At 64.9% G+C, this 15,293-nt stretch carries 12 protein-coding genes; 3 read left to right on the top strand and 9 right to left on the bottom strand.

Annotated features, from left to right (window positions below; genetic code table 11):
- Positions 1–102 precede the first annotated feature (102 nt).
- On the top strand, positions 103–1,665 hold the full coding sequence (gene fadD5 / locus HF684_RS01475) for a fatty-acid--CoA ligase FadD5 (RefSeq protein WP_169251026.1): 1,563 nt from the start codon (positions 103–105) through the stop codon (positions 1,663–1,665).
- Positions 1,666–1,671: 6 nt separating this feature from the next.
- Here fadD5 and HF684_RS01470 read toward each other — a convergent pair whose 3' ends face one another.
- Positions 1,672–2,979 (bottom strand): Nramp family divalent metal transporter, encoded by a 1,308-nt coding sequence (locus HF684_RS01470; RefSeq protein ID WP_169251025.1) that lies wholly within the window; start codon positions 2,977–2,979, stop codon positions 1,672–1,674.
- A gap of 236 nt (positions 2,980–3,215) precedes the next feature.
- Between HF684_RS01470 and arr the strand changes: the two genes are divergently transcribed.
- The gene (gene arr / locus HF684_RS01465; RefSeq protein ID WP_169251024.1) at positions 3,216–3,629 is read left to right on the top strand and encodes an NAD(+)--rifampin ADP-ribosyltransferase; all 414 of its coding nucleotides are present in this window, start codon (positions 3,216–3,218) and stop codon (positions 3,627–3,629) included.
- A 70-nt stretch (positions 3,630–3,699) separates the two neighbouring features.
- Here arr and HF684_RS01460 read toward each other — a convergent pair whose 3' ends face one another.
- The 8 genes from HF684_RS01460 to HF684_RS01425 all read right to left on the bottom strand — a co-directional run bounded on the left by HF684_RS01460 (position 3,700) and on the right by HF684_RS01425 (position 13,027).
- Positions 3,700–4,074: a GNAT family N-acetyltransferase gene (locus HF684_RS01460; RefSeq protein WP_169251023.1), complete on the bottom strand. Its 375-nt coding sequence runs from the start codon at positions 4,072–4,074 to the stop codon at positions 3,700–3,702.
- Between the two features lie 12 nt (positions 4,075–4,086).
- Positions 4,087–5,130 carry a pirin family protein gene (locus tag HF684_RS01455; protein WP_169251022.1) on the bottom strand — a complete coding sequence of 348 codons (1,044 nt, stop codon included), beginning with the start codon at positions 5,128–5,130 and terminating at the stop codon, positions 4,087–4,089.
- Positions 5,131–5,179: 49 nt separating this feature from the next.
- Positions 5,180–5,614, bottom strand: coding sequence for a MarR family transcriptional regulator (locus HF684_RS01450; RefSeq protein WP_169251021.1), 435 nt, complete (start codon positions 5,612–5,614; stop codon positions 5,180–5,182).
- 343 nt (positions 5,615–5,957) lie between these two features.
- Complete coding sequence (locus tag HF684_RS01445; protein ID WP_169251020.1) at positions 5,958–7,919, bottom strand: TRAP transporter permease; 1,962 nt, start codon at positions 7,917–7,919, stop codon at positions 5,958–5,960.
- Between the two features lie 5 nt (positions 7,920–7,924).
- Positions 7,925–8,260, bottom strand: a complete 336-nt coding sequence (locus HF684_RS01440; RefSeq protein WP_169251019.1) for a DUF1850 domain-containing protein — start codon at positions 8,258–8,260, stop codon at positions 7,925–7,927.
- Between the two features lie 147 nt (positions 8,261–8,407).
- Positions 8,408–9,397: a TAXI family TRAP transporter solute-binding subunit gene (locus tag HF684_RS01435; RefSeq protein ID WP_169251018.1), complete on the bottom strand. Its 990-nt coding sequence runs from the start codon at positions 9,395–9,397 to the stop codon at positions 8,408–8,410.
- Positions 9,398–9,553: 156 nt separating this feature from the next.
- Complete coding sequence (locus HF684_RS01430) at positions 9,554–11,866, bottom strand: MMPL family transporter (protein ID WP_169251017.1); 2,313 nt, start codon at positions 11,864–11,866, stop codon at positions 9,554–9,556.
- Between the two features lie 9 nt (positions 11,867–11,875).
- On the bottom strand, positions 11,876–13,027 hold the full coding sequence (locus tag HF684_RS01425) for a PucR family transcriptional regulator (protein ID WP_169251016.1): 1,152 nt from the start codon (positions 13,025–13,027) through the stop codon (positions 11,876–11,878).
- Between the two features lie 176 nt (positions 13,028–13,203).
- Here HF684_RS01425 and HF684_RS01420 point away from each other — a divergent pair, with 176 nt between their 5' ends.
- Positions 13,204–15,288 carry a hydantoinase/oxoprolinase family protein gene (locus HF684_RS01420; RefSeq protein WP_211168042.1) on the top strand — a complete coding sequence of 695 codons (2,085 nt, stop codon included), beginning with the start codon at positions 13,204–13,206 and terminating at the stop codon, positions 15,286–15,288.
- Positions 15,289–15,293: the final 5 nt, after the last annotated feature.

Genomic DNA, 15,293 nt, shown 5'->3' with positions numbered 1-15,293 from the left:
TTCCGATCCGACGGCATCCGGCTCGACGGCTCCCGTCGCCTCCGGACGGAGGACCGACCGCCCACGCAGGGCGGCAGACGACGAAGTTTGAAAGGTGTCACCATGGCCGATGCTGCTATTCCCTCGCAGACCCGCCGCAACCACTGGATGAACCAGATCGCCATCCATGCGCAGATGAAACCGGATGCCACCGCGATGAAGTTCCGCGGAGAGGTCACGACGTGGCGCGAGACCCGCGATCACATGGATGCCTTCGCCGCCGCGCTTCGCCGCCGCGGCGTCGGCTTCGGCGACCGAGTCCTGCTCCTCACCCTCAACCACCCTCAGGTGGTCGAAGCGGTGTTCGCGATCAACCGCCTCGGCGCGATGGCGGTTCCGGTCAACATCCGACTCACCCCGCCCGAACTCGGGTATATCGTCGATGACGCCGACGCGGACATCATCCTCGTCGACGAGCCGCTGCTGGCGCTGATCGATGCCGTCGGCCAGGTGACCGATCGGCTCAAGCGCGTCATTGTGTTCGGGCAGGCTACCGAAGACCGGGAGTCCTATGCCGACCTCATCGCCGAGAAGATCGGAGAGACTGACTTCCCGGACGTGCCCGAAGACACCACGGCACTGATCATGTACACCTCCGGCACGACGGGACGGCCGAAGGGAGCGATGCTCGACCACATCAATCTCTTCTCCCAAGCGGTCACCTGCCTGCAGGTGAACACCATCGTCAATGAGGACATCGCCTTTCTCACCGCGCCCCTGTTCCACATCGCCGGTCTCGGGTCCATCGCCGCGAACTTCGTCATCGGCATCCCCACGGTGGTGCACCCTCTGGGTTCCTTCGATCCCGTCGAACTCCTCGATGCCTGGGAACGTGAGCGCGCATCGATCGTCTTCAACGTGCCTCAGCAGTGGCAGCTCATCTGTGCCGAACCCAGCGCCCGCACCCGCGATCTCAATCTGCGCGTCATCAGCTGGGGTGCCGCACCCGCCTCCGACACGCTGCTGCGCACCATGTCGGAGACGTTTCCCGACGCGATGAATGTCGCCGTATTCGGCCAGACCGAGATGTCACCGATCACCTGCGCCCTGCGCGGTCGCGACTCCCGGCGCAAGCTCGGTTCGATCGGGCAGCCGATTCCCACGGTTCAAGCGCGCATCGTCGACGAGTCGATGAACGACGTCGAGGTCGGCGCGGTCGGCGAGATCGTCTACCGCGGACCGAACCTCATGTCCGGCTACTGGCGCAAACCCGCGGAGACGGCGACGGCGTTCGCCGGCGGCTGGTTTCACTCCGGTGACCTCGTCCGTCAGGACGAGGAGGGTTTCGTGTGGGTCGTCGATCGCAAGAAGGACATGATCATCTCGGGCGGGGAGAACATCTACTGCGCCGAGGTCGAGAACGTCATCGCCGCACACCCGAAGATCGCCGAGATCGCCGTCACGGGACGTCCCGACGAGCAATGGGGCGAGATTCCCGTGGCCACTGTCGCTCTCGCCGCCGACGATGACGCCCTCACGCTCGATGAGCTCCAGGCGTGGCCGGACGACAGACTCGCCCGGTTCAAGCAGCCCAAGCGCCTCGAGATCGTTCCGGCCCTGCCCCGCAATGCCTCGGGCAAGATCAACAAGGTGCAGCTGCGCCACCCCGAACCGGCAGGAGGCTGAGGTCGCTCACCCGATGAACCCCATCACCGACTCCCGCACCTGCAGGGCGGCGAGGAATCCGAACAGGGCGAGGCAGATGCCCAGCAGCAAGTTCGACCACTTCGTGTTGCGCAGCTGCGCCGGCACGGTCGACCGATTGAGGATGACGAGCAGGGCGAGCGCGAGCACCGGCAGGATGAACGCGCTGATCGCCGCGTAGACGAGGACGAGAGTGACCGGTTTGCCGAGGCTCATGATGACCAGCGTCGCGATCGAGAGGTAGACGAGGGCGCCGCGGAACTCGAAGGATTTGGCCGACATCTCGTGGGCCGGTTCGTCCTGGTGCGGGTACCGGCGCAGAACGCGCAGGCAGTCGGCGGTGACGTAGGCGATCCCGGAGAACCCGCCGAGCACACTCGTGTACACCACGGCGAGGAAGCTGATGAGGAACACGAGCCGCCCGGTCTCACCGATCCGCCCGATCAGGTCATCGGCGATGGCGAACAGAGCATCATTGTCCGCAATCGTGAAGCCCTGACCGTAGAGGATGAAGGCACCGACAGCACTCATCGCCACGGCGAAGACGAAGACGAGTCCGTAGCTGATGACCAGGTCGAGGCGCACCACAGGCTTCCAGTCGGGTGTCCGCCACGCCTTCTCGCGGATCCAGAACGAGTAGGCGAGGATGCCGGTCGCTCCCCCGACCCCACCGATGAGCGACATCACCGTGATGATCGAGGTGTTCGGGAACGTCGGTGCAATCGTTGCCGCGGCGACTTCCTGAGCATCCTGACCCTGGAACACGGAGATCGCCAGGGCGAGGATGCCGAAGAACATGAGGATGCCGAAGCCCATCATCGCCTTCTCCACGATTCCGTACCGGCCGATTCCGACGAGCACCGCGGCGGAGAGGAGCACGACGATCGCGGTCGGCCAGAACGGCAGGACCGGGAAGATCGCCTGCAGGATGCTCGTCGTCACCGCGATGACGCCGGCACCGAAGAACAGCCCGACGAGCAGCTCGGCGATGAGGAACAGGATCGGGAACGTCCGCCCGCCGAACCGGGTGAGGTGGGACAGCAGTGACCGGTCGCCGCTCATCTGCAGCCGCGACACCGCCTCGGAGAGGACGAACTTGAGGATGATGCCGACCGTGAACACCCAGATGAGCGCCAGACCATATTCGGCGCCGGAGTTCATCGTCGTGATCATGTCCGAAGCGCCGACGCTGGCCAGTGCCAACACGATCCCCGGACCGATGAGGCGGAGGCGTCCAGCCCATGATGTCGGCGCCGAGGCGGCGTTCTTCGTCTGCGATGTCGTTTCGGCGGACATTGGCGGGGTGGGCTCCTTCACGTGGGTTCGTCGACGCCACCGGAGACGTTCGCACGGGGCATCGTTCGCTCAGGAGAGTATGGCCGAGGTCGTCACATTCCGGAACGGAAGTCTCAACACCCGGGAAGCGCCGCAGTCTCAACCCATTCCGCAGGGCTGTTCACCACCCGCTCACGGCCCATTCTAGTCGCCGATCCTCAGGCCGATTCGCAGTCTGCGAGCGTATATTCGACGCCATGGCTGCAGCACTCGATGAAGGACCTTTCTTCCACGGCACCCGTGCCGAACTCGCCCCCGGAGACCTGCTGACCGCAGGGTACGCCTCGAACTACCGGCCTGAAGTGACGATGAACCATATCTACTTCACCTCGCTCGTCGACGGGGCAGGGCTCGCCGCCGAGGTGGCCGCACTCAACTCCGGATCTCCGCACGTCTACGAGGTCGAACCCCTCGGCGACTTCGTCGACGACCCGAACGTCACGGACAAGAAGTTCCCCGGCAACCCCACACGGTCCTTCCGCAGCAGCGAACCCCTGCGCATCGTTCGCGAGGTCACCGACTGGAAACGACTGAGCGAGCAGGACCTGCACATGTGGCGCGAGCGCCTCGCGGCCATCCGTGCAGACGACGACAAAGAGATCATCAACTGATTCCGCCGAGGCGGCTGACCGGTCACGACGACACCGTCGCGCCCGAGGTCGAGTCCACGCGTGCCCGAACTCAGCTGTGCCGCTCAACGATGTCGAAATCGGCGCCCGTCGCGTTGCGGAACTTCCCGCCCAGCGCAGCGTAGTCATCACCGGTCTCCTGCAGCTTCGTGACGAAGAGCGGGCAGACTGGCACGACGGTCACACCACGTTCGCGAGAGTCGTCGAGTGCCTCAGCAACGAGGATCTTCGACAGTCCGCGACCGCCGAACTGCTCGTCGACGACCGTGTGGTAGAAGATGCGTTCGGTCTCCGCGTCGGGTCCGGGCAGGAAGAATGCGCTCCCGGCGACGGTCCCATCGGCGACGGCGACTTCATACGCCTGGGTTGCATCGTTCAGCGAGACCGTGACCTGGGCGCCGGTCTTGTCCTCGAATGTCTTCGGCATGGTTGACGCTCCTTATCTCTGCACCTGCGGGGGCGGATTCTTCCGTGCTCTGATCGTGACGTCGGGCAGCCTCGGCGCGGGGAGCCTGCCCATCCCATCGGCGTTCTGCCCGGGCCCGCCCTTGCCGACGTAGCCGTCGACGACGCCGAAACGGTCGCCTTCGGCCTGCCATTCCTCGCGGTACCGGGCGATCTCCTCGTGGGTGCGGCCGACGAAATTCCACCACATGACGATCTCTTCGGTGAACGGCTCACCGCCGATGAGGATGAACCGACCGGGGTCGTCACTGCGATTGGCGATGCGCAGTTCATCGACGCCGATGCCCGTATAGCCGATCGATGCGACCGGCAGATCGACGTTCTCCAGGCTGATATCACCGGAATCGACGAGGAGGCCGTGCTCGAACCGCGGATCGACGGGCAGGTCGATGGCTGCGCCCGGATCGAGGCGGATCTCGGCGCCGACCAGCGGAGTGTGCGTGCGCACCGGTGAGGATCCCTCGCCGAGGCGGCCGAGGAAGACGAGCATCTCCCCGCCGTCAAGCAGCACGGGTTCGGGTTCGAAGTGCTCGAATTCGCGTTCGGGCTGGTGGCGGGTGGCATCGGGCAGAGCCAGCCACAGCTGAACGCCGTGCAGGGTCGTCGTATCGTCGGTCGAGACCTCGGAGTGGCAGATGCCTCGGCCCGCGGTCATGAGGTTGACCTCGCCGGGCAGGACGAGGCCTGCGTTGCCGCCGGAGTCGATGTGTTGGATGGCGCCTTCGAACAGCCAACTCACGGTCTGCAGTCCGGTGTGCGGGTGCGGTGCGACGTCCATTCCGCCGGTGACGGAGACATCGGCCGGACCGTAGTGGTCGACGAAGCACCAGGGACCGATCAGCGAGCGTTGGCGCTGAGGCAGGGTCCGCCGCACTGTCATCGCGCGGGGTCCACCCAGCGGCACCTCGCGGGCGGTGATGATCTCGACCGGCGAACGTCCCTGCTGGTCACAGTTGGGGCCGGGAAGACCTCCGGCCGTGCAGACGACCTGTTCGGGACGGGTCTCAACGTTGCTCATGGCCACATGCTACCGAGGTTCGAGGGCTGCGGGGAGGGTGCCCGCTCCCCTACCCGACCGGGCAGATCTTCGACACGAGCTGGAAGATCTCCTCCGCCTCGGCGTCGGTGACTCCGGCGAAGCCTGCGAAGATGACCTCGGCATTCGTCTCGGCCGCCTCGTCGCAGAGCCTCACCCCCGCCTCGGTGAGGGTGACGAGCACCCCGCGCTGATCATCCGGGTCGGGTTCCTGCCTGACCAGCCCCCGCTTCTCGAGCTTGCCGAGCAGCCGGCTGAGCGCACTGCGGCTGATGACGAGGCTGCGCAGCAGATCCCGCTGTCTGACCTGAGTTGCAGGTCGGGCATTGATGAGGACGTCGAACTCATTGGCGCTCAGTTCGTGGCGGGCCCGGAACTCCGCTTCGAACCGCGTCATGAAGTCCTGGTACTTCTCCATCATCAGCCGCCATGCGGCGATCTTGATCGGGCCGTTCTGCCTGATCATGCTGCTTACGGGAGTCGTCTTGTCCATCAGCCTGTCTATCCGTCTGCGAAGTGCCGTCCAGCGTGTCGCCAGGCACATTTGTTGCACCGTCAACAAAACCGTAGTTCAATGGTATACCCGGCCTCTTTTCAGAGGCCCGTCGACCACCCCTCGACGACAGTACCCGGCATATCCCCAACGTGCCCCCGGTTGGCAGAGGTCGAGCAGAGCCGCCCCACGGCTCCGATCTCACTCCGGGGGTATCGTATTGCCTCACGCCCCACACTTCCCACGCACCCCGCCTGGCCGGGGTCTGACTCGAGCCCCGGCCGAGCGGCGTCGTGATCACCCGAACGCCGGCCGCTCAGATCTCTCGCCAGTGCAGCCGCTCCTGCCGCTTGGCCATGAACATCGCCGCACCGAGTGCCGCGAGCGCCACGACCGCACCGACGAGGTCGAGCACATGGTTGGGCGTGACCAGACCGATCGCCCCGAGCGCCAGAACGATGCGCAGCCAGATCGGCAGCGGCACGAACATGTGTCCTTCGGCTGCGACCGCGAGCAGAGTGACCCCGATGAGCAGGATGACCGCGGCCCGGATCGTGTCCACCGCCGAGCCGTCGAGCATGAGCAGCTCGGGCTGATAGACGAAGACGAAGGGCACGATGAGCCCGCCGAGGGCCAGGCGCATCGCGAGGAATCCGGTGCGCATCGGAGACCCACCCGACAGACCGGCCGCGGCGAAGGCCGCCAGGGCCACGGGCGGGGTGATATTGGCGAAGAGCCCGAAGTAGAAGACGAAGAGATGAGCGGCCAGGGGTGCCACGTCGAGCTGGACGAGGGCGGGCGCGGCCATCGTGGCGACGATGATGTAGGCCGGGATCGACGGCAGCCCCATGCCCAGGATGATGCAGGCGACCGCGGTCATCAGCAGCGTCGGCAGGAGGAATCCGCCGCCGATGGTGACGATGGTCCCGGCCAGCTTGACGCCGAACCCGGTCTGCGTGGCGACGCCGACGATGATGCCCACACAGGCACAGGCCACCGCCACGGACACCGCGGTCAGCGCCCCGTCGCGCAGGGCGTGGACGATGTCGAGCAGCGACATCCGGGTGCTCTTGCGCACCATCGCCGCCGCGATCGTGACGAAGATCGTCGTCACTGCGGCGAAGAGGATGGTCGTCCCGGAGAAGAAGAGCATGTAGAGCAGGAACAGCAGCGGCAGCAGCAGGTGCCCGCGTTCCTTCATCACGTCCATGACCGCCGGCAGGTTCTCCCGGCTGATGCCGCGCAGACCCTGACTCGTCGCCCGCAGGTGGACCTGGATGAGGATGCCGAGGTAGTAGAGCACGGCCGGGATGATGGCGACGAGGACGATCTGCGTGTAGGGAACCCCGAGGGTCTCGGCCATGATGAAGGCCGCGGCGCCCATGATCGGCGGCATGATCTGACCCCCCACCGAGGCGGCCGATTCGACGGCACCGGCGAAGTTGCGCTGGTAGCCCACCCGCTTCATCATCGGGATCGTGAAGGCACCGGTGGTGACGACGTTGGCGATCGCCGAACCGTTGATCGACCCGAGGAATCCGGAGGCGAGCACGGCGACCTTCGCCGGACCGCCGCGCGCCTGTCCGGCCAGGGCCATGGCGATGTCATTGAAGAACTGCCCCATCCCCGACTTCTGCAGGATGGCGCCGAAGAGGATGAACAGGAAGATGTAGGTCGAGGACACGCCGATGGCCGTGGAGAAGATGCCCTCGGTGGACTCGTACATGAAGGTGACGATCCGGTCGAGGTCATAGCCGCGGTGCCGGAAGAGACCGGGCATCGACCGCCCGTAGTAGTCGTAGACGATGAAGAGCACGGCCAGTATCGGCAGCACGAGGCCGGTGACCCGCCGGGCCGCCTCGAGGACGAGGACGAGGCAGAGGACGGAGAAGACGACGTCGATGGTCTCGAACCGGCCGCCGCTGACGGTCAGCCGGTCGAAGACGACCGCGAGGTAGACGGCGATGGCCACGGAGCCGGCGATGGCCAGCCAGTCGAACCAGGGCGGGGTCGAGCGCGTCTCGCGGAGGCGGAAGCGCTGGACGGCGAAGCAGAGGACGAGGATCGCGCCGACGTGGATGCCGCGGTGGACCAGGGTCGGCGGTCCCCCGAAGAGGGCGTAGTAGATCTGGTAGAGGGAGAGTCCGACGGCGAAGACCGTCAGCGGCAGCGCCCATTTCGTCGACCAGATGTCGCGTGTGCGCGATTCGCGGTCGTATTTCTCGACTGTGTCGATCGACTCCGGCGGCGGAGCCTCGGCGGGCAGTGCGTTCGTCATGGTCTTCAGTCTCCGATCACGATCATCTCGGCGTGGACGTGGTGGCCGATGGCCCGGGTCGGCAGCAGGAGCTCGCCGTTGACATAGATCCGGTGGTGGACGCGGTGGGAGTGGATCCACCGCACGGCTTCAAAGTGCTCGTCGAGGCCGCAGAGCCTGACCATGTCACCGTCGAGTTCGGTCTGCGGGGCCTCGAACGGGGTGCCCGCTCCCATCAGCGACAGTTCCGTGCAGTCGAGGACGAGTTCGTCGCCGACGGCCCGGTAGTACTCCCACCAGGGGGTCTTGTCGACCGAGTGCATCCACGTCATCGCCACCTCGTCGTCGCCGTCGATGGGCATCGACCGATACACCCGGTCACCCGGTGCCTGCTGTCGGATGACCAGCCGCCTCGGCGCGGGACCGGACACCGCCGGCGGAACGGCGATGCCCAGCCCCACCGTGGTGGCGAGCGTGAGAGCCGCCCTGCGGGTCAGGCTCGTGATGGCTCAGCCCTGTTCGTCGAAGTACTGCTTCGCTCCGGGGGCGAGTTCGCTCACGGGCACGTCCTGCGCGTTGTCGACGGTGATGTCCTTGGCCGCGTTGTGCGAGCTCTGGATCTTGTCGATGCTGTCGAACAGGGTCTTCGTGATGTCGTAGACGGCGTCGTCGCTGAGCGAGGGGCTGACGACCAGCAGGTTGGGGATCGTCAGGGTCTCCGCCGCCTTGCTGTCGCCGTAGGTGCCGGCCGGGATCTCGCCTTCGCCGAAGTAGTCGTGTTCGGACAGCAGCTTCTCCCGTCCGTCCCCGGTGAACGGGACGACCTTGACGTCGTCGCTGGTCGCCAGGTCGGTGACCGCGGAGTTCGGCAGACCGCTGGTGACGAACGCGGCGTCGAGCTGACCGTTGCGCATCTGGTCGATCGCCTCGGCGTAGGGCAGGTAGTCGGCGCTGAAGTCTTCGTAGCTGAGCCCGTAGGCGTCGACGACGGTGCGGGCGTTGAGTTCGACGCCGGAGTTCTGATCGCCGACGGAGACCGATTTGCCCTTGATGTCCTCGATCGAGTCGATGCCCGAGCCTTCGATGGTCACAAGCTGGACGTACTGGTCGTAGAGGTTCGCGACGACGGGCAGGGAGTCGATCTGCTTGCCGTCGAAGGCGCCTTCGCCGGCCAGGGCCTGGTCGACCGCGTCGCCCTGGGTGAAGGCGAGTTCCGCTCCCCCGTCCTGGATGAGGGTGAGGTTCTCCACCGAGGCGCCCGTCGACTGCACGGAGGTGTCGGCGCCGAGTTCGTCGGCGAGGATCTCCGACATCGTGGCTCCGACCTGGTAGTACACGCCCGAGGAGCCGCCGGTGGCGATCGTGATGAAGTCGGCGCTCTGTTCGCCCTCCTCACCTCCTCCACCTCCGCCGCCTCCGCAGGCGGTGGCGAGCAGTGTCAGGGCCGCGATACCGGCGGCTGCGGCGAGGGTGCGGGGTCGGCGAAGAGTGCGCGTCATTGTGTTCTCCTTCGAAACCTGATGATCAGGTGAGTGTTGCGTGAGCAATACCTACGTACTGCACCCTAGAGGAACACCGTGACCATCGCCACAGCCGACCACTGCGCAGGACGGATTGTGATCATTCCGTTCTCCCCCGCAGAGGCGGTCCGACGCTCAGTCCCGCGGGATCCGTTTCCGCCACGGCCACCAGACGCTGCGTCCGATGTCGTGGACGAGGGCCGGGACGACGAGCGAACGGACGAGGATCGCGTCGAGGAGGACGCCGAAGGTGACGATGAAGGCAAGCTGGAAGAGGAACATCACCGGGATGACGGCGAGAGCGGCGAAGGTCGCCGCGAGCACGATCCCCGCCGAGGTGATCACCCCACCAGTGGCGACGAGTCCGGAGAGCACTCCCCGTCGGGTGCCCAGGTGCAGGGATTCCTCGCGCACCCGGGACATGAGGAAGATGTTGTAGTCGATGCCCAGCGCCACGAGGAAGACGAACGCGTACAGCGGCACCGAGGGGTCGGCGCCGTCAAAGCCGATGAGGTGGTTGAAGACCAACGCCGAGACCCCGAGCGCCGTGCCGAAGGACAGCACCGTCAGCGCCACGAGCAGGAGCGGTGCCAGCAGTGAGCGCAGCAGGAGGATGAGGATGACGGTGATGACGAGGAGGATGAGCGGGATCGCCAGTGCCCGGTCCGCCTCGGCGGTGGTGTTCGTGTCGAGGTCGACGGCGGTCTCGCCGCCGACGAGGGTCCCGGCGTCGATGTCGTGGACGGCCTCGCGGATGTCGGTCACGGTGGTCTCGGCGGCCAGGGAGTCGGCGGCGTCGGTGAGCGTGGCCTCGAGGAGGACGGCACCGTCGACCTCGGTGGGTACGGGGGTGGCCTGAGACCCGGCGGATGCCTGCGGCGGGCCGCCTCGGGGGGCTTCGGGTTCGCCGTCGGCGTTGATGGACAGGGTTCCGCTCGGGGAGTCTGCGGCGGTGACCGACAGGGATTCGACCCCGTCGAGGTCGACGATGGCCCGCGCGGCCTCTTCGAGGTCGTCGGCGGCGACGACGATCTGCGTCGGTGAGCCGGAGCCGCCGGGGAAGTGCTCGGCGAGCACGTCCTGACCGTCGCGGGCTTCGGACTGGCCGAGGACGAATTCGGATTGGGCGACTCCGGAGGCCTTGAACTGCGGGGCGGCGAGCAGCGGGAGCGCGAGGACGATGACGAGTCCGATCCAGATCGCGCGCGGACGCTTCGCGACCGCCTCGGCGATCCTCGCCCACAGCCCGCGCTTGGTCGGATTCGACGGACGCGGCGGGAAGGGCCAGAAGACGGCGCGGCCGATGGTCATGAGTGCGGCGGGCAGGAAGGTCAGTGCCGCGAGCATCGCCACGACGATGCCGATCGCCGCGACCGGGCCGAGTGCGCGCGTCGAGGCGAGGTCGGTGAGGAGGAGGACGAGGAGTCCGGCGATGACGGTTCCACCCGAGGCGGCGATCGGTTCGAGGACGCCTTTGAGGGCGCTCAGTCCCGCACGGACACGGTCGGTTTCGGTGCGCAGGGCGTCGCGGAAGCGGGCGACGACGAGGAGGGAGTAGTCGGTGGTGGCACCGACGACGAGGATGAAGAGGATCCCCTGGACCTGCCCGTTGATGAGGAGGATGCCGGCATCGGCGAGGTGCCAGATGACGAAGATCGAGGCGGAGAGTGCGGCCAGGGAGGTGAAGAGGACGATGATCGGCAGCAGCGGCGAGCGGTAGACGATGACGAGGATGACGAAGACGGCGATGAGCGCGACGAGCAGCAGGATCCCGTCGATGCCGGCGAAGGCTTCGGTGAGGTCGGCGGCGAACCCGGCCGGTCCGGTGACATAGACGTCCGCGACCGTGGTGGGGAGACTCCCGCTCTGATTCGGGGACGTGTCGGCGGCGGCCGCGATCGGGAAGGCTTCGCCGATGGCGTCCCTGATCCGCTCGACATCGTCGGCGGTGGTCTCCGCGGAGACCGGGAGGATGACCTCGAGGGCGTCGCCGTCATCGGAGGGGATGAGCGGTGAGGCGTCGGCGGCCAGCAGGTCGTCGTCGACAAGGGTCTGCGTCAGTTCGTCGAGTCGGGACCTGTCGTCGTCGGTGACTCCATCGCTGTTTTCGAGGACGACGATGGCCGGAACGTAGTCGAGGTCGCTGAACTTCTCGATCTGGTCCTGAGCGCGGGTCGATTCGGCGGATTCGGGGAGGAAGGACGAGCGGTCGTTCGTGGCGACCTCGGAGATTTTGCCGAAGTAGGGACCGCCGACACCCGAGATGCCGACCCAGGCGACGAGGAGGACCGCGAAGAGCGCGATGAGTGACTTGCGCCCGCGGATGGGGCCCATGGAGTGTCGCTGGGTCGCGGCAGCCGTGCCGTCGTCGTTTTCGTCACCACCCGTGGGGCCGCCTCGGCGGGAGTCGGGATTCGGCGGCGTCGAGGTCAGGAGGTGACGTGGCATGGTCTCAGGCTACGCCAGTTCGGAGGTATCGAGACATTGCAGTGCGAGTACGATTTCAGCCGCAGTTCGTGGGTCAGTGAGACGTGCGTCCAACACCTTTTCGATCTGCCCGATTCGGTAACGCACAGTGTTCTCGTGCACATGCAGCCGCGCAGCAACCTCAGCAATGCTACCGCCGCTTTCCACGTAAGTGCGCAGTGTGGTGGAAGCTTCGGGCTTGGTGACTATCGGATTGAGAAATGCAGCCACTAGCCGACGATCGAAACGCAGACTCATTCGTGCCGCGGCCCATTCGATCGGGCGCATTCGGTCGACGAAGGCGAACTTCGTCCCGCGCACTGAACCGAGTGCCACATTCGCAGTCTGCAGCATCTCAGGCACTTGGCTCAGTGCAGTGAAGAGGCCAGATACTCCGACGCCGAGAAGACCTGGAGCATCCAGGCGACTTTCGATATCGAAGTCTCCCGAGCACACCACGGTCTGTTCGATCGCCGATGCTCCATACTCAGACTCTCTGATGACGAGCCCGCCCCCAGGAGGCAGAGTTGGTCGTGCTGATACGGAATCTGCAATGTCGAGACGAACCCGTACTGCCCGGATCGGCTCGTAGGCGACGAATCCGAAACTTTCGAGGAGCCGCCAAATCGCAGGTTCGCGTCCCGGCGAGACTCCGGCTTCCAAATCTCGCAGGACTCGGACCGATTCCTCACGTCGATTGCTGATCGAGAAGGATTCGAATCCCTCGAAAGCACGCAAGAGCTTGGTCAAGACATCGAGGATAAGGCTAACAGCCGCATCGTCCTCCCGTTCCACAAAAGCATCGGCGTGCACGGCGACGACAATGACGTGGTTGCGACTACGCAGTCGAACTGTCTGAGCGTAGACGTGCCAACGTCCGATTGCCCCTGACTTCGGCTCATCCCACCGGGCACGGTCCGCGTCTGCGAAAATTTCATCCTGCACCCACTGAGAAATGAGATGAGTCGGCGCCGTACCGACAGATCGGATGACCTCTCCGAGCTCGTTGACGACAAGTCCCGCACCTCTGCAGATATTCGTGGCACGCAGAAGTGCCGACTCAAGAGGGTCTACTGAGTTCAGACCACTCATCAGCTCGTCGAAGATCTGCTCTCGCGTCAGTGATTTTCGGTTCGAACTCATCTGCGTCTCCCCTCACCGTCACGGGTGCCGACTGATCAGCGGGCCAGCCGTCAGCAAGAACGCCGACACTTTGTGATTTTCACAAATTCTACTGGTTCTTCCTTCGTCTGCTCCATTGACCTGCTCGAGTGCCGAGAGCCAGGCTATGGAGAACACCACAATCAAAGGAGATGACCGTGGCAGATCTACGCGTCGCAGTCGACGTCGGTGGAACGTTCACCGACATCTGTGTTTTCGACGAATCCACCCAGAAGATGAAGGTGACGAAAGTGCCTTCAACCCCGGACAACCCGATGGAGGCTGTTCTCAACGGGGTAAAGCGAGCGGACATCGACCTCAGTCAGGTTGAACTCTTCTCGCATGGAACGACCGTTGCAACAAATGCGCTCATCACTCGCAGATTCCCCAAATCAGCGATGGTGACTACCAAGGGATTCCGCGATGTCATCGAGATCCGTGATGGCACGAAGGACGATCTGTGGGACGCATACTCAGACGTCTCCGGTCCCTACATTCGTCGCCGTGACCGATTCGAGGTCACTGAACGAGTCGACTATGCCGGCAATATCGTCACCGAACTCGATGAAGTGGAGGCCCGAAAACTCGGGCGGCTACTGAAGAAGCGCGGCGCGACGACCATTGCCGTCTGCTTCGTCAACTCTTATGCGAACTCCGCGAATGAGTTACGGATGCGAGAAATCCTCGCCGAGGAGCTCCCAGAGGCCAGCATCTCAACCTCGGCAGAAGTGCTGCCGGAGATCTTTGAGCACAACCGATTCAACACGACAGTAGCCAATGCTGTACTCGGACCTCTGGTGTCCGGTTATGTCGAACAGCTCGACAGCAACCTGACCGAAGACGGCTACGCCGGCGAGCTGCTGCTGCTCCATTCGGGCGGCGGTTCGATGACGTCGGAGATGGTCAAGAAGTTCCCGGTCCGGCTGGCGGCTTCGGGCATCGCCGCCGGCGCGATCGCCGCCCAGCACGTCGCCGAGCAGTGTGGGTACGAAAACGCCGTCGGGCTCGATATGGGCGGCACCTCGACAGACATCTCACTCATCGCCGACGGTGAGCTGCGAGAGACGAACGAGTGGGAGGTCGAATACGGTCACCCCATCGTCTTCCCCAGCATCGAAGTCCTCACCATCGGCGCGGGCGGTGGATCACTGGCTCATATCGACATTGCCGGTTCGCTGCGAAACGGCCCTCAGTCAGCTGGGGCCGCCCCAGGCCCTGTCTGCTATCGACGAGGCGGGGAGGAACCGACGAACACGGATGCGAACCTCTGGCTCAATCGACTTGGCACCGATCTCGCTGACGGTGAGATGACCCTGGACCGCGATAGCTCGCGGTCAGCGATCAAGGAGAAGATCGCTGACCCGCTCGGACTCGACGTCGACACTGCGGCCGAGTCCATCGTCAAGGTCGCCAATGCCAACATGGCCGACGCAGTCCGACTCGTGTCCATCCGCCGCGGACTCGATCCACGAGATTTTGCGCTCATCGCATTCGGCGGTGCCGGTGCACTGCACGGGGCCGATGTGGCACGCGAACTCAACATCCCCACTGTCATCGTCCCGCCCAGCCCGGGAGTCACCTCGGCGCTGGGGTGCCTCCTCGTCGACATCCAACACGACCTGTCGCAGATGTTCACCGGCGTCGCGGACTCCGCAGACGCAGAAACGGTCGAACAGCACTTCCGCGAACTCGAACTCGAAGGTCGAGATCGACTGCGACATGAGAAAGTCGCCGAGGAAGACTCGGTCTTCGAACGTGGAATCTCGATGCGTTACCACGGCCAGTGGAGGTCGCTGCAGGTGAAGATGGGCTCCGGCCCGAATGCGCTGCGCGAGGCCGTCCAACTCTTTCACGAGGAACACGAGAAACAGTACGCGTTCCGGCAGGATGACACCCCGGTCGAGATCTACCAACTCCACCTCAAGGCGCTCGGGAAGACACCGAAGCCGACCTTCAAACCGACCCCTGTCAGCAGCAAAGATCCCGGTGAGCCGCTCGAGGTCCGCGACGTCTACTTCGACGGACAGTGGCATTCGACGCCGGTCTACCAGCGGGAGAACTTGCCCTCGGGAGCCGCGTTCATCGGACCGGCGATCCTCAATCAGATCGACTCGACCACCGTTATCCCGCCGAACTCGTCCGCCGTGATCGATGAGTGGTTCAACATCCGCATCGCGCTGACGGCAGAGACAGCAGAGCCTGCGCTTTCAGCTGCGAACAATTCAACACAGAACGGCCTGTGAGGAGA

Origin of the sequence: Brevibacterium sp. 'Marine', from assembly GCF_012844365.1 — a bacterium.
Taxonomy (GTDB): domain Bacteria; phylum Actinomycetota; class Actinomycetes; order Actinomycetales; family Brevibacteriaceae; genus Brevibacterium.
The sequence above is the reverse complement of the archived record's forward strand: the minus strand, read 5'-3'. Positions and strand labels throughout refer to the sequence as shown.